General features: G+C 65.2%; 20 protein-coding genes and 2 pseudogenes. 16 read left to right on the top strand and 6 right to left on the bottom strand.

Going from position 1 to position 22,102, the window contains the following annotated elements; translation table 11 throughout:
• Positions 1–57: 57 nt before the first annotated feature.
• Together AC10V3_RS36815 and AC10V3_RS36810 are read right to left on the bottom strand one after the other, a co-directional pair.
• A complete protein-coding gene (locus tag AC10V3_RS36815) occupies positions 58–321 on the bottom strand; it encodes an H-NS histone family protein (RefSeq protein WP_490924620.1) in 264 nt (87 codons plus the stop codon).
• Positions 305–1,504 (bottom strand): DNA-binding protein, encoded by a 1,200-nt coding sequence (locus tag AC10V3_RS36810; RefSeq protein ID WP_490924619.1) that lies wholly within the window; start codon positions 1,502–1,504, stop codon positions 305–307. The genes AC10V3_RS36815 and AC10V3_RS36810 overlap by 17 nt, the downstream gene beginning before the upstream one ends.
• A 230-nt stretch (positions 1,505–1,734) precedes the next feature.
• Between AC10V3_RS36810 and AC10V3_RS36805 the strand changes: the two genes are divergently transcribed.
• The 7 genes from AC10V3_RS36805 (at position 1,735) to AC10V3_RS36775 (ending at position 9,103) form a co-directional block, all read left to right on the top strand.
• Positions 1,735–3,378: an ISL3 family transposase gene (locus AC10V3_RS36805; RefSeq protein ID WP_490924618.1), complete on the top strand. Its 1,644-nt coding sequence runs from the start codon at positions 1,735–1,737 to the stop codon at positions 3,376–3,378.
• Between the two features lie 285 nt (positions 3,379–3,663).
• On the top strand, positions 3,664–3,957 hold the full coding sequence (locus tag AC10V3_RS36800) for a Rieske (2Fe-2S) protein (RefSeq protein WP_490924617.1): 294 nt from the start codon (positions 3,664–3,666) through the stop codon (positions 3,955–3,957).
• Positions 3,954–4,991, top strand: coding sequence for a hemerythrin domain-containing protein (locus AC10V3_RS36795; RefSeq protein ID WP_490924616.1), 1,038 nt, complete (start codon positions 3,954–3,956; stop codon positions 4,989–4,991). The genes AC10V3_RS36800 and AC10V3_RS36795 overlap by 4 nt, the downstream gene beginning before the upstream one ends.
• 89 nt (positions 4,992–5,080) lie before the next feature.
• Positions 5,081–6,136, top strand: a complete 1,056-nt coding sequence (locus tag AC10V3_RS36790; protein ID WP_490924615.1) for a beta-keto acid cleavage family enzyme — start codon at positions 5,081–5,083, stop codon at positions 6,134–6,136.
• Positions 6,137–6,212: 76 nt separating this feature from the next.
• Positions 6,213–7,190, top strand: a complete 978-nt coding sequence (locus AC10V3_RS36785) for a tripartite tricarboxylate transporter substrate binding protein (RefSeq protein WP_490924614.1) — start codon at positions 6,213–6,215, stop codon at positions 7,188–7,190.
• Between the two features lie 55 nt (positions 7,191–7,245).
• Complete coding sequence (locus AC10V3_RS36780) at positions 7,246–8,217, top strand: quinone oxidoreductase family protein (RefSeq protein WP_490924613.1); 972 nt, start codon at positions 7,246–7,248, stop codon at positions 8,215–8,217.
• 127 nt (positions 8,218–8,344) lie between these two features.
• Positions 8,345–9,103, top strand: coding sequence for an SDR family NAD(P)-dependent oxidoreductase (locus tag AC10V3_RS36775; protein WP_490924677.1), 759 nt, complete (start codon positions 8,345–8,347; stop codon positions 9,101–9,103).
• An 86-nt stretch (positions 9,104–9,189) separates the two neighbouring features.
• On the opposite strand, the gene AC10V3_RS36770 is transcribed toward AC10V3_RS36775, so the two are convergent.
• The 3 genes and pseudogenes from AC10V3_RS36770 to AC10V3_RS36760 form a co-directional block, all read right to left on the bottom strand.
• The gene (locus tag AC10V3_RS36770) at positions 9,190–10,002 is read right to left on the bottom strand and encodes an SDR family NAD(P)-dependent oxidoreductase (RefSeq protein ID WP_490924612.1); all 813 of its coding nucleotides are present in this window, start codon (positions 10,000–10,002) and stop codon (positions 9,190–9,192) included.
• A 632-nt stretch (positions 10,003–10,634) separates the two neighbouring features.
• A pseudogene (locus AC10V3_RS36765) lies at positions 10,635–10,988 on the bottom strand (transposase); the annotation flags it as partial.
• Between the two features lie 167 nt (positions 10,989–11,155).
• Positions 11,156–11,281, bottom strand: a pseudogene (locus AC10V3_RS36760) (short-chain dehydrogenase); the annotation flags it as partial.
• A gap of 272 nt (positions 11,282–11,553) precedes the next feature.
• On the opposite strand from AC10V3_RS36760, the gene AC10V3_RS36755 reads away from it, so the two are divergent.
• Genes AC10V3_RS36755 through AC10V3_RS36735 form a run of 5 tightly spaced genes read left to right on the top strand, consistent with a single transcriptional unit; the run spans position 11,554 to position 16,269 of the window.
• Positions 11,554–12,333: an ABC transporter ATP-binding protein gene (locus tag AC10V3_RS36755; protein ID WP_022538182.1), complete on the top strand. Its 780-nt coding sequence runs from the start codon at positions 11,554–11,556 to the stop codon at positions 12,331–12,333.
• A gap of 2 nt (positions 12,334–12,335) precedes the next feature.
• Complete coding sequence (locus tag AC10V3_RS36750; protein WP_029043246.1) at positions 12,336–13,040, top strand: ABC transporter ATP-binding protein; 705 nt, start codon at positions 12,336–12,338, stop codon at positions 13,038–13,040.
• 21 nt (positions 13,041–13,061) lie between these two features.
• Positions 13,062–13,949 (top strand): branched-chain amino acid ABC transporter permease, encoded by an 888-nt coding sequence (locus AC10V3_RS36745; protein WP_022538181.1) that lies wholly within the window; start codon positions 13,062–13,064, stop codon positions 13,947–13,949.
• A gap of 14 nt (positions 13,950–13,963) precedes the next feature.
• Positions 13,964–14,992, top strand: a complete 1,029-nt coding sequence (locus AC10V3_RS36740; RefSeq protein WP_041681735.1) for a branched-chain amino acid ABC transporter permease — start codon at positions 13,964–13,966, stop codon at positions 14,990–14,992.
• A 56-nt stretch (positions 14,993–15,048) separates the two neighbouring features.
• Positions 15,049–16,269: an ABC transporter substrate-binding protein gene (locus AC10V3_RS36735; protein ID WP_022538179.1), complete on the top strand. Its 1,221-nt coding sequence runs from the start codon at positions 15,049–15,051 to the stop codon at positions 16,267–16,269.
• A 438-nt stretch (positions 16,270–16,707) separates the two neighbouring features.
• Here the strand turns inward: AC10V3_RS36735 and AC10V3_RS36730 are convergent, their stop codons facing one another.
• A complete protein-coding gene (locus AC10V3_RS36730) occupies positions 16,708–17,586 on the bottom strand; it encodes a LysR family transcriptional regulator (RefSeq protein WP_022538178.1) in 879 nt (292 codons plus the stop codon).
• A gap of 162 nt (positions 17,587–17,748) precedes the next feature.
• Here AC10V3_RS36730 and AC10V3_RS36725 point away from each other — a divergent pair, with 162 nt between their 5' ends.
• The 4 genes from AC10V3_RS36725 to AC10V3_RS36710 are packed head-to-tail and all read left to right on the top strand — an operon-like array spanning position 17,749 to position 22,102.
• Positions 17,749–18,870 (top strand): glycoside hydrolase family 88 protein, encoded by a 1,122-nt coding sequence (locus AC10V3_RS36725; protein WP_022538177.1) that lies wholly within the window; start codon positions 17,749–17,751, stop codon positions 18,868–18,870.
• Positions 18,871–18,897: 27 nt separating this feature from the next.
• Positions 18,898–19,338 (top strand): MaoC family dehydratase, encoded by a 441-nt coding sequence (locus AC10V3_RS36720; protein WP_022538176.1) that lies wholly within the window; start codon positions 18,898–18,900, stop codon positions 19,336–19,338.
• A gap of 38 nt (positions 19,339–19,376) precedes the next feature.
• Positions 19,377–20,945: an acyl CoA:acetate/3-ketoacid CoA transferase gene (locus AC10V3_RS36715; protein ID WP_022538175.1), complete on the top strand. Its 1,569-nt coding sequence runs from the start codon at positions 19,377–19,379 to the stop codon at positions 20,943–20,945.
• A gap of 26 nt (positions 20,946–20,971) precedes the next feature.
• Positions 20,972–22,102 carry an iron-containing alcohol dehydrogenase gene (locus AC10V3_RS36710; protein ID WP_022538174.1) on the top strand — a complete coding sequence of 377 codons (1,131 nt, stop codon included), beginning with the start codon at positions 20,972–20,974 and terminating at the stop codon, positions 22,100–22,102.

Here is a 22,102-nt window from a genome sequence, read left to right as displayed (position 1 = left end):
TGTCGGTTAGCCCTCGTCGCATTGCGGTTGGGCAGAGGGCCGAATTTATCTGCGGGCCTATCCAACCCGGTAAAACTCCACGCTCTGCCCCGCATTGACCGCCCGCCGCAGCCAGTCGGGCATCTCGCCCTGCCCGTCCCAACTCTGCCCCGCGGCGTTGCGGTAGCAGACCACTAGCGCTGGCGCTGGTGCGGGTGGCGGCGGGGGCGGTGGCGGATCGAAGCACCCCGCCGCTTCCAGCTCCTCCATGGTCAGCCCGTAGTCGACCATCTCATTCTGGATCCAGCGGATCGCCGCCGCCCGCTCAGTTTTTGCTGTCATTGCTGTCGTCACTGCTGTCGCTGCCGTCTGCCGGGTTCAAGGCGGTGGCTGGCGCGCCCTGCTTGTCGTCTTGCTGTTCGTCCAGCTGTTGGTCCTGTTTTGCGCCTGGCGCCGCCTGCCCGGTCGGCGCCGGGGCGCCGGCCTTGCGCCGCCGCCCGCCACCACTCTCCCCCCGCCGCTCGGGCGGCCCCATCCGCAATTCTGCCAGCAGCTGGCGCGCCAGCGCCGCTTCGGCCTCGGCGCGTTCGGCCCGGCGCTGCGCCGCGCCCAACTCCGCCTGCACCGCGTCCAGGTCGTGCGCCGCTTTGCGCTGCGCCTGCTCGGCGCTGGCGAGCCGATCGGCGAGCGTTGCGGCCTGGGCTTCGAGCCGGGCCCGGACCTCGGCCTGCGCCACGGCCACGTCGCGGGCCTCGCTGCGCGCCGCCACCAGTTCGCCGCGCAACGCTTCGGCCGTGCGCTCGCTCTGCTGGCGCGCGGTACGCTCGGCGTCCAGCTCGCGCAAGGCGCGGCGCTCGGTGGCCTCGGCCCGTTCCTGGGCGAGGGTCACCTGCTCGCGGGCGCGCTCGAGCTCGGTCGAGAATTGGGTGCGCAGCTCTGCCAGCTGCCGTCCGGCGGCGTCCAGTTCTGCCCGCCCCGCCTCCAGCCGGGCCTGGGTCGCCGCGTGGGCCTGGCGCTCGGCGGCCAGCTCCGCCTGCACGGCGGCGTGCGCCTCGCGCGCCTCGGCCAGCTGCGCCGAGAGGGCGGCCACCTCCTCCCGCGCGGCCGCAGTCTCGGTCCGCGCGGCGTCGCGTTCGGCCTCGGCGACGCTGGCCGCATGGCGGGCCTCGGCGCGCAGCGTGGCCAGCTCGCCGGTAGCGGCCTCGTTGGCCGCCTGCCAGATGGTCTGGACCGCCCCGGCCGCAATGTCCTTCAACGCCTCCGGCAAGTCGGGATGGTCGATGGTCACGCGCGTGCGCCCGCGCAGTTCCTGCCAGAACGCCTGCAGCACCTCGGCGGGCGTGCCCATGCTGCCCTTGCGCACCAGGCTGTAGAGCTTGTTGGCGGTGGGCGTGACGCCGTAGCGGAAGAACAGCAGGCCGCAGACTTCGCGGTAGAGCGCGCGGGTCTCAGGGAAGCGTCCGCGCAGTTCGGCCAGGTCGGCCTGTAGCGCGGCGTCGGTCAGATCCAGGTCGGCAGCGGGCATGGGGCAAGAAGACGGAAAATTGATGATAAATATTACTACGTAATACGATCAAAATCTAATTTTCATCGCACGACTTTAGACATAACTGCGCTTATGTCTAGAGAGATGCATCGGAACGCCGGCAGGCCCGCGCGCGTTGGTTAAACTAACTTTGGGTCTCCCGCACTTTGTGTGACGGCCGCGTTGGGGGCTTGATTTCGGGCCGATCTGGCTTTACGTTGATCGTTACCATGAGCCAAGTTCTCGGTGGGATCGATCGTATTCTCGCCCGCGTGGGTAAGCGCTTCGTCTCCAGCGACGCGCGAGGGGATACCATTACCGTAGAAGCCTGCAGTACGGTTCGCGCCGCACCGTGTCCTGCCTGCCATCGTTGGAGTAACCGACGCCACGGCCGCTATGTGCGCAGGCTGGAAGAACGTCCGATGCTCGACCAGCGGGTCGTTCTCGCCGTTGAGGTGCGTCGCTTCAAGTGTGCAAACGCCGGCTGCCCGCGTCGTACGTTTGCCGAGAGCATCCACGCCCTGGCCGGTCGGCATCAACGTCGTACGCAATCGCAGGCTCGGGCGTTGCACGCGCTGGGCCATGCCCTCGGTGGTGAGGCGGCAGCTCGGCTTGCTGACGTTTTGGGCTTGCGCACCAGTGCCGACACCGTGCTGCGGGAGTTGCGCAGAGCTCCTGAGCGCAAGCGCAAACCACGACCGCGGGTCGTCGGCATCGATGACTGGGCGATCGCGCGCGGTCACCAGTATGGAACGATCATCGTCGACCTGGAGCGACGTGAGCCGATCGAAGTGTTCGCGGGCAGGGAAGGAACTGGGGTGGCCGCGTGGATGCGTGCGCACCCATCGATCGAGATCGTTGCCAGGGACCGGGCCGGGGCCTACTCCGAGGCGGTCGACATCGCGCTGCCGGCAGCCACGCAAGTCTCGGATCGCTGGCATCTACTGTGCAACTTGCGCGACAACGTCGAGAGACTGCTGTGCCGACTCGGACCGCAACTGCGCCAAGCCGCGCAGCAGGTCGAGGTCGGTGGCGTGACCCTGGGCCGGCAGCGGGAGCTGAGCCGCAACTCACTGTGGTCATGGCAGCGTCTGAGCGATCAGCGACGCGCCTCGCGGGTGGAGCTGTACGAGCGGGTTATGGCGCTACACGCCCAGGGCGGCACGATGAAAGGAATCGGGCAAGAGCTCTCAATCGACCATCGAACCGTGCGCAACTTCATCACCGCGGGGGCATTCCCCGAGCGCGCCCCCAGGGCGCGGGGGCCGACGCCTTTAGATCCTTACCTCAGCTATATAGAGGAACGAATCGCACAGGGCTGTCGCTTTCCTGAGCTGATCTGGCAGGAACTCAAGCAGCGAGGTTATACCGGCAGTCGCGCCGCCGTTCGGAATTGCGTGATTCGCCTCCTTTTTCCGCAGGGCAAGAAGCCTCTTTTCCAGGCACCCGTGCGCACGATGCCGTGCCCGTCGGCCCGGCGCGTGTTCGGATGGCTTATAGGATGGAGGAAGCTCGCGGTCGCGGAGCCCAGGAACGCGGACCACGAGCGCTTCGTGCAGGCGCTGTGCAAGATCGAACCCGTAGTGGGCGACGTCCGCAGCCTCGCGCGGGAGTTTCTCGGGCTCATGCATCGGCGATGTCCGCGGCAGTTCGATCGATGGTTGAAGCGTCTGTCGCGCTGCGACGCTGCGGAAATGCGGAGGTTCGCGCAAAGCCTGCGCGCCGACTTACCGGCTGTGCGTGCGGCCTTCAAGCTGCCATGGAGCAATGGCCAGACCGAGGGTCACGTCAACCGGCTCAAGTTCCTCAAGCGCCAGATGTATGGCCGCGCGAACATCGAGCTTCTGCGGCTGCGGGTATTGAAGCCAAGCTGAATCGGCCCGCCTTGTCCTACTGGACCCGCTAGCCCGTTCGCCATCGCAGAGGAATGAGCTCGTGGGGCGTGGGCGAGGCCGACGGGGCTCGCCCAGGTTCGCGAAAAAGCAGAAGAATGGTGGTGGGGGCGATGGAGACGACGGCCGTTCCACGCGACAAGATCCTCCACGCCAGTTCGCCGTCGTCACACAAATTGCGGAAGACCCCTAACTTTGTATCCATTTCTAAACTAATTTTGTTCCTGGCCCCCCGGAGCAAAATCCATCTGGATATTCAGACGGTTCTTGGCTGGTACGGCCGTCAAGACGCCGGGCGCCTCGATGGCGGTGCGTGCCGGCGGCAAGGACATTGCGCTGTTCAATGTCGACGGCACCGTCCATGCGATCGAGAACACGTGCCTGCACGCCGGCGCCGCACTCGCCGGCGGCAGCTTGTGCGGACGCATCGTCCAGTGCCGTGCGCACGGCTGGCGCTACGACGTGACCACCGGGGCGCTGGTCGTGGCGCCGTCGCTGTCCGTCGCAACGTTTGCGGTGAAGATTGACCAGAGGCGTGTACTAGTCGGGGTGCCGACATGAGCCGCCCTTGTTCCGATGCCGACGTCGTCACCTGTCGCCACCTGCTGGTTCCGGTCGACGACACGGACGAATCCATGGCCACCGTCATCGGGGCCATCGAACTGGCACGCATCGCGGCCGCACGGATTACGTTCGCCTTTGCGCCGCTGCTGGCCGCAATGCCTCACGGCCAGCGTAGCCGCAGCCGCGAGCTGCTCGGCAAGGCCGAGTCGGTGGCGCGGGCGCAAGGGATGCCATGTGCGTCGGCTGGCTCAATCGGCGGCGACGCGCAAGCGACCATCCCCGCAACCGCGCGCGAGGCCGGCTGTGACCTGGTCTTCATTGGCGCCCACGGACACGGCGCGATGACGGGGCCGCTGGTCCAGGCTGTGCTCGCGGCGGGCCTGCCCGTGTTCGCCGTGCCGAATCCCGCGCCGGCGACGCCGGTGCCGGCGATCCGCGGCATCCGCGACGAACACCGGGCCCTCAGTGCCGTATTGCGCGCCTGGCTGGACATGCTCATGGCCGCGAATGACGACGGCGCCCGCGCGGACGTGCCAGTGATGCGGAGCATGATCCGGTTTATCCAGACCTTCCCGGTCGCGCGCCACCATCCCCGCAAGCAGGCCTGCCTGTACGGCAGGCTGCGCCGGCGCACGGCCCGGGCCGATGCCGAACTCGACGAACTGGAGCGCCAGCATGAACGCGATGCGCAATGGGTCGGCGCACTCGCCGAAGCCGTGGAACGGTTTGCGGCGGGCGGCCCGCTGACCGAACTGCTGAGCAAGGTCGATCACTACGCGCAGTTCGCCTGGGCGCTCATGGGGCGCGAGGAAGGCGTCATCCTGCCGGCGGCGCAGCGCTTTCTGACCGACGCGGACTGGGACAAGATCAACGCCGTGTATTGCATGGCGAACATCGGTACCGCGCGCGCCGCTGGGCATGAGGATCGCCCGTTCGACATGTTGCTTGCCTATCTCGCCGATCTTCCGGATGCCGGTTGCGTCGCCCGCATTTGCTCGCACGCGGAAAGCGGATCACCACGGCTCAACTAAAAGCGCGGGCACATGCATCGAATCGTGGCCATTGGATCAAGACTGTCAAACGGGCGCGTGGACGCGCCACTCACCACCAGGAGGAGACCATGCAGTTTCTCGACGATTCCCTGCACCCGGAAAACCAGGACAAAGTGGTAATCACCGTGGCCCCGTACGGCCCCGAGTGGATGCCGCAGGACTTCCCGGAAGACATCCCGGTGACCATGGAAGAGCAGGTGCAGAAGGCCGTGGACTGCTATAACGCCGGCGCCACCGTGCTGCACCTGCACGTACGCGAACTCGACGGCAAGGGTTCCAAACGCCTGTCCAAGTTCAACGAGCTGATCGCCGGCGTGCGCGCCGCCGTGCCCGACATGATCATCCAGGTCGGCGGCTCGATCTCGTTCGCGCCGGAAGACGAAGGCGAAGCCGCCAAATGGCTGTCGGACGACACCCGCCACATGCTCGCCGAACTCACCCCGAAGCCCGACCAGGTGACGGTGGCGATCAACACCACGCAGATGAACATCATGGAGCTGCTCTATCCCGAGTACCTGAAAGGTACCTCGCTCGAGCATCCCGCCTACCAGGCTGCCTACCGCGAAATGACCGTGCCGGCCGGCCCGGGCTGGGTGGAAGAGCACCTGCGCCGCCTGAGCAACGCAGGCATCCAGCCGCACTTCCAGCTCACCGGCATCCACGCGATGGAAACGCTGGATCGCCTGGTGCGCGCAGGCCACTACAAAGGCCCGCTGAACCTGACGTGGATCGGCATCGGCGGCGGCTTCGACGGCCCTAACCCATTCAACTTCTTCAACTTCGTGCATCGCGCCCCGGACGGCTGCACGCTGACCGCCGAGTCGCTGCTGAAGAACGTGCTGCCGTTCAACATGATGGCCATGTCCATGGGCCTGCACCCGCGCTGCGGCATCGAGGACACCATCATCGACCAGCACGGCAACCGCATGACCTCGGTGCAGCAGATCGAACAGTGCGTGCGCGTGGCGAAGGAACTGGGCCGCGAGATCGCCTCGGGCAAGGAAGCGCGCGAGATCTACCGCATCGGCACGTGGTACGACAGCGTTGAAGAAACGCTGGCCGCCCACGGCATGGCGCCCAACCGCCAGGCCGGCATCAGGAACCTGCCGCTACGCGCCGCCTGATGCGGAAGGCCGCCCGGACGCAGCGACTCGACTGCGGCCAAGGCGGCCGGCCATCCTGTTCTTGACGGAGTCCAACATGTCCCATCGCCCCGCCCTCTTCGCATTCCGCAAGGTGGCCGTCGTAGTCATCCTGGCCGCAGCGATGCCCCCTGCCATGGCCTGGACCAACAAACCGGTGCGCATGCTGGTGCCCGCCCCGGCCGGCGGAACCATGGACGTTATCGCCCGCGTGCTGGCCGAGCAGCTCACGGCAGACCTCGGCCAGGCCGTGGTGGTCGACAACAAGCCGGGGGCCGGTGGTGGCATTGCCATCAATACCCTGCTGGCGGCGCCGGCTGACGGCCAGACCATCCTGGTCACCCTGACCAATGTCTTCACGGAAGTTCCCCAGGTGATGAAGGTCTCCTTTGATCCGGTGAAGGACGTGAAGCCCGTGGCCGCCGTCAGCAAGGTGACCATGGTGCTGGTTGGATCGCCTGACCTGCCGGCCAAGGATCTCCCAAACCTGATTCGCTATGTAAAGGCCAACTCCGGCAAGCTGAGTTTCGCCTCGCCCAGTGCCGGCACGGTTGGCCACTATGCCGGCATGATCATGAACCAGAAGGCCGGCATGGATCTGCAGCACGTGCCGTTTGCTGGCTCGCCGCCGGCATTGACCCAGGTAATGGGCGGGCAGATCGCCGTGATGTACGACGGCATGGTGACCTCGCTGCCCATGATCAAGGCCGGCAAGCTCCGACCCTACGCGCTGGCGGCAAAGAAGCGTTCGCCACTGTTGCCGCAGGTTCCGACTTTCGCGGAGCTGGGCTATCCGGATATCGATTTCAGCAACTGGGGCGGTGTCTTCGTATCCGCCAAGGTGCCTGCCGACGTCAGCCAGGAGATCCAGGCAGCGGTCTACAAGGCGGCATCAAAACCCCACGTGCAGGAACGGTTCGCGGCGCTCGGCATGGAGCCTGTGCCGGCGCAGGGCCTGCCGGAACTCAGCCAGGCGCTGCGCACGGAATACGAGCGCAATGCCGGCATCGTCAAGACCTACCACATCCAGCCATGAGGTCCACGGCCCTGGCGGGCACCGGACCGGCATGAACTTTCTTCAGGAGACCTGAATGGCAAAAGCAATCCGCTTCTACGAAACCGGCAGCGCCGACGTCCTCAAGCTTGAGACCGTCGAAGTCGGCGATCCCGGCCCGGGCCAGGCCCGTGTCCGCCATACCTATATCGCCGTCAATTTCATCGACATCTACTTCCGCACCGGCCACTATCCGCTTCAGCTGCCCAACGGCCTGGGCTCCGATGCGGTTGGCGTGGTCGAGGCCGTCGGTCCGGGCGTGACCGACATCCGCGTCGGTGACCGCGTCGGCTACCTGCTCGGGCCACAGGGCGCTTACTCGGACGTGCGCGTCATGCCGGCGGAAGTCCTGATCCCGCTGCCCGATGGCGTCTCCGACCGGACTGCCTCGACGCTCATCATGAAGGGCATGACGGCCCAATACCTGTTCCGCCAGGTCTACCCGCTCAAGGGTGGCGAGACCATCCTCTATCACGCGGCGGCGGGCGGCGTCGGCCTGATCGCGTGCCAGTGGGCACGCGCGCTTGGCGTGACCATGATCGGCACGGTCAGCTCCGACGAAAAGGCGGAGATCGCCAAGGCCAATGGCTGCACGCACACCATCGTCACGTCGCGCGAGGATATTGTCGAACGTGTGATGGAGATCACCGACGGCAAGAAGGTGCCGGTCGTCTTCGACTCGATCGGCAAGTCGACGCTAGATGCCTCGCTGTCCTGCCTGCAGGTACGCGGCACCCTCGTCAGCAACGGCACGACTTCCGGGCCGGTGGAAATCGACAGCCGCACGCTCGCCGCCAAGGGTTCGCTGTGGGTCACGCGTCCGGCCATGGTGCACTACGCCACGCCGCGTTCGCACATGCTCGACATGGCCAGGGAGGTGTTCGAGATGGTGCTCGCCGGCAAGATCACAAGCGAGCCCAGGCAGAGCTTCGCACTGGCCGATGCCGCCGAGGCCCATCGCGCGCTCGAATCGAGGAAGACCAGCGGCGCCACCGTACTGGTGCCGTAACCGCTGCGTCCTGGCGCGCGGGCAACACCGCCTGTACGCCTTGGCGCATGAGCATCACGGGGCGACGTGTTCATGGCACGATCGCCCCGAACCCATTGCTGGAACATTGCTGGAAATCGGAGAAATCATGGACCTGAGGTTAGAAGGCAAGCGCGCAATCGTGACAGGCGGCAGCCGCGGCATTGGCAAGACGATTGCCCTGCAGCTCGCACAGGAAGGCGTTGATGTCGTGCTCGCCGCGCGCGGGAAAGAGGCGCTGGATGCGACAGCCGCGGAGCTCGCGGCGCTGACCGGCCGCCGCATTGTGCCGCTGACGGTCGATACCGCCGACAAGGCTTCCGTCGACGCCATGGTGGAGCAAGCGATCGAAGCTCTGGGTGGCATCGATATCCTGGTCAATGCCGCGGCTCTGCCGGGTGGCATCTCGCCGGCCACGCAACTGGACCAGATCGTCGATGCGCAAGCACTCGAAGATATCGACATCAAGGTCATCGGCTATCTTCGCACCGCACGGGCGCTGGCACCGCATCTGGTCGCAAATGGCTGGGGACGTATCATCAATATCGGCGGTCTGGCGATCTACCATACGGGCCGGCCCATCGCCACGCTTCGTAACGTCGGCGTGGCGGCAATCACCAAGAACCTCGCGGATGAACTTGGCCCGAAGGGCATCAATGTCACGGCGGTCCATCCCGGACCCACGCGCACCGAGAAGACCGATGCGACAACCGAGGCGTGGGCGGCGACCAAGAGTAGCCTCGGCCGCATGGTCGATGCCAGCGAGGTCGCCTGCGTGGTGACCTTCCTCGCTTCACCGCTGAGCGTGGCAATCAATGGCGAAGCCATCCCGGTCGGCGGCGGAACCCCAGGCATCATCCACTATTGAACTCACCCTGAACTGCCGACGGCAGCCTCGCCTTGCTGGCCCGCTTCAGGTTGGGCCAGGCCAGCAGGTTGCCAGTTGCGACGAAGTCAATGGCCCTGTTCTTCCTGGAGCCGCTGGCGCAGCACCGCGCGGAGATCCTCGCCATATCCGGTGAGGGTGCCGCCATCCACGGCCAGCATCTGGCCCGTGATCATGTCGGCACGGTCGCTGGCAAGGAACGATACCGCTTCCCCGATCTCCTCGGGCTTGCAGAACCGGCCCAGCGGCACCGTCCGCCTGATCAGCGCATCGCGCTTTTCCGGACTTGCATACGCTTCAATGGCAGGCGTCAGGATGCCGCCGGGGCACACGGCATTGACATTGATGCGCTGGTCCGCCAACTCCCATGCGAGGTGTTGTGTCAGTCCCGTGACCGCATGCTTTGACGCGGTGTAATCCACACTGCTGAAGTAAGCCATGCGAATGCCGGCGATGGGGTCGATATTGACGATCTTGCCCTTGCCCCGCGCCTTCATGGCAGGAATGACCGCCTGGCAGCAGAACAGGATGCCCTTGGCGTTCACCCCCATCACGCGGTCCCAGTTCTCTTCCGTGACATCGCACACCAATGCGGAGGCGCCGCCGACGCCGGCGTTATTGACCAGGATGTCGATGGCGGCAAACGCCTCCAGCATCTGGCGGGCCATGGCCTCCGTGTCGGCCTTCTTGCTGATGTCGGCGCGGATGGCGATAGCATGCTTGCCGTCCGGATCAATGCTGGAAGCGACGCGTCTGGCGGCGTCAAGGTTCAGGTCTACCACGGCAATCCTGGCCCCTTCACGTGCCAGCACGCGCGCGATGCCTTCGCCGCCGCCCTGCCCGCCGCCCGTAATGATTGCGACCTTGTCCTTAAGCTCCATTCCCATCTCCTTGCGATCTTGCGTCGGATGTCGATACCGTGGGCCTTTGCGGCCAACCTCACCAAGTATCTAGCAACAAAGCGGAGCGTTTTGACAATTTGGGGCACCAAATTGACATTTCGGGGTAACTAGGGAAACCACGAAGCCCGACCCATCAACGCACTTTGTCCCCCGCCTCCCTCCCACAAAACGCCGCAATGGCGTCAGCATGAAACATGCGTAGCCGAAGCCAACCTCTGCGCCCGAGTCTCGAGTTCAATCATCGTTTCATACGACGTCTCGAACGATCGATTCAGCGTAATCGGCCCGCCGTCCCACCTTGCAGGTCGAGAGCGATTGTGAGAGCGCAGACGCACTCAGCGTGCGGGATGCCAGTTGTGGGGAAGCAGCTCGTCGATGCGGCTGTCGTATACCGCAGCAAAACTGGGGCTTCCGCACTTTGTGTGACGAGGGCGTTGGCGTGGAGGATGTTGTCGCGTGGAACGGCCGTCGTCTCCACCGCCCACCACCACCATTCTTCTTATTGACGAACGTGGGCGAGCCCGCCAGCCTCGTCCTGACCGTACGCGAGCTCACCCGCCTGCGATGGCGATCGGACTAGCGGGTCCAGCAGGACAAGGCAGGCCGGTCGTTCAGTTTGGCTTCAGTACCCGCAGCCGCAGAAGCTCGATGTTCGCGCGGCCATACATCTGGCGCTTGAGGAACTTGAGCCGGTTGACGTGACCCTCGGTCTGGCCATTGCTCCATGGCAGCCTGAAGGCCGCCCGCACAGCCGGTAAGTCGGCGTGCAGGCTTTGCGCGAAGCTACGGATTTCCGCAGCGTCGCAGCGCGACAGACGCTTCAACCATCGATCGAACTGCCGCGGACTTCGCCGGTGCATGAGCCCGAGAAATTCCCGCGCGAGGCTGCGAACCTCGCCCACCACGGGTTCGATCTTGCACAGCGCCTGCACGAAGCGCTCGTGGTCCGCGCTCCTGGGCTCGGCCTCTGACCAAGATAAGGCCGAATTGCTATCATAAGCCGTGGGGTTATGATAGAGGCCTGAAAGGCAGGTATCGGAATGCACCCGCCGGTTCGGTCGAGTCGTCCGGCCGGGCTGCAGAACTATGGCCATATTCGAGGCGGAGTAGTCGAGCCCGTCGCCCGATCGCCTCAGTAATGGATGTCGCCGGGTATCCCACCTCCGACCGGTATGGCATCGCCGTTGATAGCGACACTCAGCGGCGAGGCGAGGAAGGTTATGACGCTCGCCAGTTTTGCAGCGGGCATCCGTCCGAGACCGGCCATAAAGGGTCATTCGCCTTCACCGACGCGTGGACGTTTGTGCGTCCGCTTCGCTCAAGCAACAGACCCTTGTTCGCAATCGCTTCTGTCGCCTCTGTGGCGCTACGACACGCTGACGTCCGCGACAATCCGCGAGGAGCGCGAGCTGCGCCGCCTCCGACACATATACACAAAAAGTGTCAATGACGTACCAATAATATATTGGACGTGATCTAGTTACGGCCATATTCTCCAGCAGACCCCCAACAACGGGCGCGGAAATTATCATGGCAAGCAATCTCATTCTTGAAACCGTCGGACTGCGGAAGGAATTCAAGGGATTCGTCGCCGTAAACGACGTCAGTCTCAAGATCAGGCGTGGGCACATCCACGCGCTGATTGGTCCGAACGGTGCAGGCAAGACCACCTGCTTCAACCTCCTTACTAAGTTCCTCGATCCCACGCGCGGCACCATACGGTTCAACGGTTACGAGATCACCGGCGAAAAGCCAGCGCAGATCGCACGCAGGGGTGTGGTGCGCTCCTTCCAGATCTCGGCGGTGTTTCCGCACCTGACCGTGCTCGAGAACGTACGTATCCCGCTGCAGCGCAGGCTCGGGATTTCCTTCCAGTTTTGGCGCTCGCCGAAAGTCCTCGCATCGCTCGATGACAGGGCCATGGCATTGCTCGCCGACGTCGGACTGGAGGACTTCGCCGACATGACGACCGCCGAGATGCCCTACGGTCGCAAGCGCGCGCTGGAAATCGCCACCACGCTGGCCCTCGATCCCGAGCTGATGCTGCTCGACGAGCCTACGCAGGGCATGGGCCACGAAGACGTTGACCGCGTCATGCAGCTCATCAAGAAGGTCTCGGCCAATCGCAGCATCCTGATGGTGGAGCACAACATGAAAGTGGTGTCCGGCATCTGCGACGCCATCACGGTGCTGGCGCGCGGCAGCGTGCTGGCCGAGGGCACATACGCGGAAGTCTCCGCCAACCCGCAGGTCATCGAGGCCTATATGGGCAGCGCTGATGCCGCGCTCGCTGCGCCGGGAGGGCATTGATCATGGCGACGGAATACCTGCGGGTCACCGACCTCCATGCCTTCTACGGCGAATCGCACATCCTCCACGGCATCGACTTGCTGGTGAACGAGGGAGAGTGCGTGACCCTGCTCGGCCGCAACGGGGCAGGCCGTACCACTACCCTGCGCGCCATCATGGGCCTAACGGGGCGTCGCGCCGGCTCGGTCATGATCGACGGCCGCGAGGCAATCGGCATGCCGGCCCATCGCATCGCGCGTCTCGGCGTCGGCTTCTGCCCGGAGGAGCGGGCGATTTATTCCAGCCTCTCGTGCGAGGAGAACCTCCTGCTCCCGCCGCAGGTGGGTGGCGGCGGGATGAGCCTCGACGAGATCTACGCGATGTTCCCCAACCTCCACGAGCGGCGGCATAGCCAGGGCACGCGGCTATCGGGCGGCGAGCAACAGATGCTGGCGATGGCGCGCATCCTGCGCACTGGAGCGCGGTTGCTGCTGCTGGACGAAATCTCCGAGGGACTGGCGCCGGTGATTGTGCAGAAGCTCGCCCAAGTCATCCGCGACCTCAAGGCGAAGGGCTACACGATCGTGCTGGTGGAGCAGAACTTCCGGTTCGCCGCGCCGCTGGCCGACCGCATGTACGTGGTGGAGCACGGCCAAATCGCCGCGGAGATCCATCAGCACGAGATTCACGAGAAGCAGCACCTGCTCCAGGAACTCCTGGGTGTCTGAGACCGCTGCGGAGGAGACAACATGACAACGATTCTGGGAGTCCCGCTACAGGGGCTGTTGGGGCAACTCGTGCTCGGGCTGGTAAACGGCTCGTTCTACGCGATTCTCAGCCTCGGGCTTGCCGTGATCTTCGGCATGCTCAACATCATAAATTTTGCCCACGGCGCGATGTTCATGGTGGGCGCATTTGTCGCCTGGGCGGGCCTGGAGTATCTCGGCATCAGCTACTGGTGGTCGCTGCTGGCGGCGCCGGTGCTGGTAGGGCTGGCGGGTATCGCCATCGAGCGCGGCCTGCTGCGGTGGCTGTACAAGCTCGACCACCTGTACGGGCTGCTGCTCACCTTCGGGCTGGCGCTCATTATCGAAGGCCTGTTTCGCTTCCAATTCGGCGTCTCGGGGCAGCCCTATTCGATTCCCGACGAGGTGGCGGGCGCCTTCAACCTCGGCTTCATGATCCTGCCGAAATACCGCGCGTGGGTCATCGGCGCCTCGCTCACAGTGTGCCTGCTGACCTGGTTCACGATCGAGAAGACCCGCCTCGGCGCCTACCTGCGCGCCGCCACCGAGAACCCAAGCATTACCCAAGCTTTCGGCATCAACGTGCCGGTGATGGTGATGATGACCTATGCCTTCGGCGTGGGCCTGGCCGGGCTGGCCGGCGTGCTGGCAGCACCGACGGGGCAACTAAGTCCGCTGATGGGGTCGAACCTGATCATCGTCGTGTTCGCGGTGGTGGTGATCGGCGGCATGGGTTCCATCTTTGGCGCGATCGTCGCCGGGCTGGGGCTGGGCGTGGTGGAAGGACTGACCAAGGTGTTTTATCCAGAGGCGTCGGCCACGGTGGTTTTCGTGATCATGGTCATCGTGCTGATGGTTCGGCCGGCAGGCCTGTTTGGCAAGGAAAAGTGAGGTCGCGTATGAAAATGAGAAATCTTGGCTACGGTGTCCTGCTGCTGGGCACGCTGGCGGCCCCGGCCGTGCTCTATCCGGTGATGCTAATGAAGGTGCTGTGCTTCGCCTTGTTCGCCTGCGCCTTCAACCTGCTGCTCGGCTATACCGGCCTGCTCTCGTTCGGCCATGCGGCATTCCTCGGCACGGCGGCCTATATATCGGGCTATGGCATGAAGACCTGGGGGCTCACCCCGGAACTCGGCCTGCTGCTCGGCACAGCCGTCTCGGCTGCCGCGGGCTTTGTCGTCGGGGCGCTCGCTATTCGCCGGCAAGGCATCTACTTCGCGATGATCACGCTTGCCTTGGCACAGATGTTCTACTTCTTGTTCCTGCAGACGCCGTTCACCGGCGGCGAGGATGGCATGCAGGCCATTCCGCGAGGCAGGCTGTTCGGCCTGTTCGACCTAGCGTCGGACTTGCGCATGTACTACTTCGTGCTGGCGATCTTCCTGTTCACCTTCTGGCTGATCCACCGCATCATCCATTCGCCTTTCGGCCAGATCCTGAAGGCGATCCGTGAGAACGAGGCGCGCACCACCTCGCTGGGCTACGACGTCGCGCGCTACAAGCTGCTGGCCTTCGTCCTCTCGGCGGGCCTGGCTGGCCTTGCCGGGGCCACCAAGACCCTGGTCTTTCAGTTTGCCACGCTGACCGACGCGCACTGGCACACCTCCGGCGAAGTCGTGCTGATGACGCTGTTGGGCGGCCTTGGCACTGCCTTCGGCCCGGTGGTGGGCGCGGGCATCGTGGTTGCCATCCAGAACGCCTTGGCGGACAAGGTCGGTTCCATGATCACCGTGATCATGGGGAGCATCTTCGTCGTGTGCGTGCTGACGTTCCGCCGCGGCATCGTCGGCGAATTGAATGCGTTGTGCCAGAGCATCGTGGGCAACCGCCGCGGCCGGCCCGCACCGCGCCACGCTGCCGTGCCGGCACCAAGTTATGAGGAAGCGCCCGCTGGAGCAGGCGTGCATGCCCGGCGCGTGGAAGGAAAGGCATGAAATCGACCGCTGAACGGAACACCCCATTTATATCCCCACAGTAGAGGAGACACAGGATGAACAATCGCATCAAGCTACTTGCGCTCGCCGCGCTGCTGGCGGCCTCGACGGCGCAGGCCGAGATTACGGACGGCGTGGTCCGGATCGGTGTGCTCAACGATCAGACCGGCGTTTATGCTGGGCTGGCCGGTCCCGGTTCGGTCTGGGCCGCGAAGAAGGCGGTCCAGGACTTTGCACCTGAAAAGCATGGTCTGAAGGTGGAGATCGTGGCCGCCGATCACCAGAATAAGCCGGACGTCGGGGCGAGCATCGCCCGCCGCTGGTTCGACGTGGACAAAGTGGACGCTATTGTCGACGTGCCGACCTCTTCAGTCATCCTGGCGGTCAACCAGGTGGTCAAGGAGAAGAACAAGGTGATGATTGTTACCGGCGGCGGCACCTCTGACCTCACCGGCAAGGCCTGCACGCCCAATGCGATCCACTGGGCCTACGACACGTGGGCACTGGCGAATGGGACGGGTAAGGCGGTTGTCAAGGCGGGTGGCAAGAGTTGGTTCTTCGTGACTGCCGACTACGCCTTCGGTCACTCGCTCGAACGCGACACCGAGGCCGTTGTCGTCAAGAACGGTGGCAGGGTCCTCGGCAAGGTCCGGCATCCTTTCCCGGGCAACGATTTCTCCTCCTACCTGCTGCAGGCTCAAGCCTCAAAGGCGCAGGTGGTGGGCCTGGCCAACGCCGGGGGCGACACCATCGGCGCGGTCAAGCAGGCCGCCGAGTTCGGCGTGACCGCCGGCGGTCAGAAGCTGGCAGGCCTGCTCGTCTTCAGCAGCGACGTCCAGGCGCTCGGTCTCAAGGCTGCGCAGGGCCTGTTGCTGAGCGAGACCTGGTATTGGGATATGACCGACGAGAACCGTAAGTTTGGCAAGGAATTCGCCGCTGCCAACAACGGTAAGTTCCCGACCATGGCGCAGGCGGGCACGTACTCGGCTGTGATCCACTACCTGAAGGCAGTGACGGCGATGAAGGCGGATGGCGACGGCAGCGCCGTGGTAGCGAAGATGAAGGCGATGCCCACCGACGACAAGCTGTTCGGCAAGGGCAGCATTCGCGAAGACGGCCGGAAGATCCACCCGCTCTATCTGTTCGAGGTGAAGAAGCCGTCGGAATCGAAGTATGCGGGCGACTTCTACAAGCTCATCGCCTCCATTCCCGCCAACGAGGCGTTCCGGCCGATGGACGAAGGTGGCTGCCCGCTGGTTGGGAAGAAGACGTCATGAAGATCACCTGACGCATGCTGATCGGGCAGGAGGGGCAGCGGCACCACCCGCGCGTTCAACGCCTTTTCTCCGGCGGCTTGCCGCGGACATCGAACCCGCGTTGGGTCGGCGCCGCCCGACGACACCGACCTGGCCTGCCGCCTCGCTGTTAGCTAGCGGATTTGCGAGGTATCGCGAGCGATGCCCGAGGCGAGCGCCATCTTCCTGGAGGCCATTGATCTCGGCATCGAAGGGCTGGGCGGCACCCTCACCGAGCGCCATGGACGAGACCGCCCTGTTATCAGAGCTTGCTCTCACGCCTGTTGCGGGCCGCTCTGGCCGACGGCAACTCGCTGGCGCTCGACCGCCACGTACGGCTGCTGCCTATTGCCGGGCGCGACTGAACGTCCGCGCCATTCTCCGGCCCTCGCCAACGTTACAGCGAGGCCCGGGGAACCTTCACAGCACGCTTTTCGCCGTCTCGATGAAAGCCGTCATCAGCGGCGTTGGGGTACGCTGGCTATAGCCGAGCATGATCTCGACTGTTGGTTGCCGGCCTTTGATCGGCTTGTAGACGACGTGGTCGAACTTCATCTGCCGGACCGATGCCGGTACGAAGCCAATGCCCGCACCGGAGCTGACCAACCCGACCAGCGTGTAGACCTGCCCCACTTCAGACACGACCTTCGGCACGAAACCCGCCGACGCGCACATGCGCATGTTCATGGCGTGGAAGTCCGGCGCCGCCTCGGGCATGTACATGATGAAGGGCTCCTGCGCGCAATCCTTCAGCGAGATCGACTCCGCGTTCGCGAATGGGTGCCTTGCCGGCACTGCCAGCACGAACGGCTCTTCGAGGATGGTTTCCCACGTCACGTCCTCAAGGTCGGGCACGGGCCGCATGAAGGAGATATCCGCGTCACCCCGCCGCAGCGCTTCTGCCTGCTCTACGACCGGAAACCAGCGCAGCAGGATTTCCACGGAGGGAAAACGCTCCCGATAGGCGCGCAGGATGGGCGGCAGTAGCGTATAGGACGTGTGCTCGAAGAAGCCGATCGTCAGCCGGCCAGTCTCACCGCGATGCGCGCGCTGCGTCTGGATGACCGCACTCTCGGTAGCGCGCAGGATCTGCCGCGCCTGCTCCAGGAAAATCCGCCCCGCCTCGGTCAGCTCCACGTGCCGACGCGAGCGGTTCAGCAGTGTCACATCCATCTCCTCCTCGAGTTGGCGGATCTGCAGGCTCAGCGGCGGCTGGGCGATGTGCAGGCGCTCTGCCGCCCGCGTGAAGTTGAGTTCCTCGGCGACGGCGATGAAGTACCGGAGGTGGCGAAGGTCCATCGTTATATCCAGAGGGTATAAAAGAGCTATCAATTATATATTGGACACTAGTTTGCGCAATCCCTACGATTCCATGCATACCCCGCTCCGCGCTCCACCCCTGTCGGTCCGCAAGGCTGGCACCGAGCCCGGACAAGCCAATGTACGCATGGAGACAAACATATGGATTCCAGACTGATTGAAGATGCGCTAGATCGCATTCTGCAACGCATCGATGCAACGATCGCGCAGGACGAGGCGGGCTTTCCGCACTATGGCAATCCGGCCGACGGCACCTGGACACGCTCCCCCGCCGGCGACTGGACTGGCGGCTTCTGGGTCGGGATGCTGTGGCTGGCTGCCTTGCGCACTGGCGAGCAGAAGTACCGCGACAGCGCCCGCATGTGGTCCGCACGGCTGGCGCCGCGGGTGGTGTCGAAGTCGGTGTTTAAAGGATTCCTCTTCTGGTACGGCGCGCAACTCGGCGGCTCGCTGCTGGCCGATCCCCAGGCCGCGGGGCTCGCCCTCGACGGCACGCGTGGCCTCGCGGAAATGTACAGCGAAGCAGCCCGCCTTATCCCGCTCGGCACCGAGGCCGAGGAGGCCTCCAGCGTGGGGACGAGCGAGGCCAACATCGATGCGATTCCGGGCACAGTGGCGCTGCTGTTGCGGCACCACGCCGCCCTCGGCACGGGAGAGATCGGCCGCCAGCACCTGCGCCAGCACATTGCCCTGTGCGTGCGGGAGGATGGCTCGGTTTGCCAGTCCGCCACATTCAACGCCGCCGATGGGTCGCTCGTGAAGCGCTACACGCACAAGGGCATACATGACAGCAGCACCTGGGCCCGCGCCCAGGCGTGGGGCATGCTCGGGCTCGCGCAGGCGCTGTCGTGCGGCGAGCAGGCGTTCAAATCCGACGCGATCCGCGTGGCGGATTGGTGGGTCGCGCACGTGCCCGCCGACCACGTGGCCTTCTGGGATTTCGACGATCCCGCCATCCCGCACACTAACCGCGACACCTCGGCCACCGCCATCGCCGCCGCCAGCCTGCTCAAACTGGCCGCGCTTGCCCCGGAGCGCGCGGCGGTCTACCGCCAGGCCGCCGTCGACAGCATCGAGCAACTCGTGACCCGCTTCCTGACCCCGGTCGGCCCAGGCGATGTACGGCAGCCTGGCATCCTTACCGGCGGCTGCTTCAACAAGCGCAATAACGTCGCCATAGACAACGAACTGGTTTGGGGCGACTACTTTCTCCTCGAATCCCTGCTCATCCTCGCGAGCAGGATCGACGCCACCCAGGTCTGAACCCCAACCCACTTCCGGAGAACCCAAATGTCCGACATCAAGATCCCGCACGAAGGCAACGTATCCACCCTTATTGGCACGCACACCAGCTACACCCGCACCCTCGGCGAGTACGACATCTATGCCTTCGCCGGCATCAGCGGTGACAACCACCCCAACCACATGGACGACGAGTACTGCAAGCGCATGGGCTTCGGCGGCCGCATCGCGCAGGGCGCCATGATGGTCGGTTTCATCGCCGGCGCCGTGACCAAGTATCTCGACATGATCCAGCGCCCGGCGGTCTCCTACGGCTACGACAACGTCCGCTTCACCAAGCCCGTGCGCATCGGCGACACCCTCACCGTGAACTACCGTATCGCCCGCGCCGACGACGAGAAGAAGCGTCTGTGGGCCGAGGCGACGCTACTCAACCAGCGGGGCGAGACGGTCTGCGTCGGCACCCACATCATCCATTTCCAGGCCTGAGCCCGGGCTGCGAGCGGGTGAGAAAGGTGAGAGATCGCATGAGCAAGATCTGTACTGCGGCGCAGGCCGTTTCGGATATCCGGCCCGGTCAGAGCGTGGGCAGCGTCGGCGTGATCGGCTGGCTGACGCCGGACGCGTTGTTCCAGGCGCTGGCGCAACGCTTCCACGAGACTGGGTCGCCTCGTGACCTGACCTTCTTCTTCCCGGTCAGTGTCGGCGACGGCATGGGCATCCGCGGCATGGATCACGTGGCCGTCGAAGGGCTGATGAAGCGGATCGTGTCGGGCAACTTTACCAATGCGGTGAATCCGGCTACCGGCAAGCGCCCCGAGTTCATGCGCCTGATCCGCGAGAATCGGGTGGAGGCCTACTGCTGGCCGATCGGCGCCACCATGCACTGGCTGCGCGAAGTCGCCCGGCGCAGCCCAGGCTACCTGACCCGCATCGGCCTCGGCTCCTACATCGACCCGCGCCAGCAGGGCGGCAAGTACACGGCGCGCGCCACCGACGACCTGGTGCGGATGCAGGAGCTGGACGGAAAGGAATACCTTTTCTATCCGAGCTGGCCGCTCGACGTGGGGTTCCTGCGTGCCACCAGTGCCGACGAGGACGGCAACCTGAGCTTCGAGGACGAGCCGATCACGTCGTGCGCGCTGGCCATGGCGCTGGCGGTGAAGGCGTCAGGCGGCACCGTGATCGCACAGGTGCGCAAGCTGGTGCCGCGCCACGCCCGGCCTGCGCACGCGGTGCGGATTCCCGGAGTGCTGGTGGATCGCGTCGTGGTGGAACCCGACGCCATGATGACCACCGACATCCGGTACGACGATGCCTATCTCGGCGGCCAGCTTTTCGACGGCCGCGCCTCGGACCGCCTGCCGCCCGGCGCCGACAAGGTGATCGCCCGGCGGGCAGCCCGGGAGGTCAGGCCCGGCGAGGTCAGCATCTTTGGTTTCGGCGCTTCGTCCGACGTGCCCACGGTGATGATGGAAGACGGCCTGTTCGCCGACGGCGGCCTGCATCGCTACAGCTTTACCACCGAGCACGGCCCCTTCGGCGGCGTCGTGATGAGCGGCTGGCAATTTTCCGCCAACAAATATCCGGAGGCCTTGATCGACGGCCCTTCGCAGTTCGACTTCATCGACGGCGGCAACTGCCCGATGGCGGCGCTGGCCTTTGCCCAATTCGACCGGGCCGGGAACATCAACGTCAGCCGCTTCGGCGCGGCCAATCCGGGGCCGGGCGGCTTCATCGACATCGCCTACAACGCGCGCAAGCTGCTGTTCACCGGCACCTTCACCACGGGTGGCCTCGCCGCCGACGCTACCGACGGCTTCCTCTCGGTCGGGCGTGAGGGGAGCGTGCGCAAGTTCGTCGAGCGCGTGGACGAGATCACCTATCCGCTCGGGCGCAACCTGGCCGAGCGCGGCCAGGAGGCCAAGGTCATCACCGAGCGCGCAGTCTTCTCGGTGGTGCCAGACGGACTGGTGCTGGAGGAGGTTGCGCCCGGCATCGACGTTAGGTCGCAGGTGCTGGACCTGATGGCCTTCCCTCCGGTGCGCGTGGCGGAGCCGCTTCCGCGCATGGACCCGACGCTGTTCCGCGCCTGACGCATCGACATATCTACGAGGAAAACATGGCTGTCATCAACTACCTGACTACCGTCCACATCGACTTCGGCGCCATCCGGATGCTGGGGGCCGAGCTGCAGCGCCTGGGCATCCAGCGACCGCTGATCGTCACCGACCGCGGCATCCGCGCCGCCGGGATCGCCGACAAGGTACTCGACGCCCTGGGCCCGGATTGCTCTCCCACCGTCTTCGAGGACACCCCACCCAACCCGACGGAAGCCGCCGTGTCCGCCGCGACCGGCCGTTACCTCGGCAATGGCTGCGACGGCATCGTGGCCGTGGGCGGCGGGTCGCCCATCGACCTGGGCAAGGCCACTGCGCTGCTGGCGACCCACCCGGCACCGCTGCAGACCTACGCGGCGGTGGAGGGCGGCGCGAGCCGGATCACCAGCCGGGTCGCCCCGCTGGTGGCCATCCCGACAACTGCGGGTACCGGCAGCGAAGTGGGCCGGGGCGCGGTCATCGTCATGGAGTCCGGCCGCAAGCTCGGCCTCCTTAGTCCGTTCCTGCTGCCGAAGCTCGCCATCTGCGACCCGGAACTGACGCTGGGCCTGCCGCCGGCCCTGACCGCCGCGACCGGCATGGACGCCATCGCCCACTGCATCGAGACCTTCCTGTCGCCGGCCATCAACCCGCCCGCCGAAGCGATCGCCCTGGACGGTCTGCGCCGCGGCATAGCCAATATTGGCAAGGCCACCGCGGACGGCTGCGACCGTGACGCGCGCTGGAACATGATGATGGCCGCCATGGAAGGCGCGTTGGCCTTCCAGAAGGGGCTGGGTGCGGTGCATGCCCTGTCGCACCCGCTGGGCGCGGTGCCCGGCGTCTCGTTGCACCACGGCACGCTGAATGCCGTGCTGCTGCCGGCCGTGCTGCGCTTCAACAAGCCGGCGATCCAAGCCAAGCAGGCCGCACTGGTACAGGCCATGGGCCTGCCCGCCGGCGGGGACCCGGCTCAGGCCATCAGCGAACTCAACGCCCGTCTCGGCTTGCCGGCTGGTCTCAGAGCCATGGGCGTGCCGCGCGACGTGTTGGAGGACATCGCGGTCGCCGCCACGAAGGACCACTGCCACGCCACCAATCCCCGCACTGCCACGGTCGACGACTACTTGGCGATGCTGCAGGAATCGTATTGA

This window comes from Cupriavidus sp. PB-02 (assembly GCF_058252315.1).
This window is presented reverse-complemented; position numbering and strand designations above follow the sequence as displayed.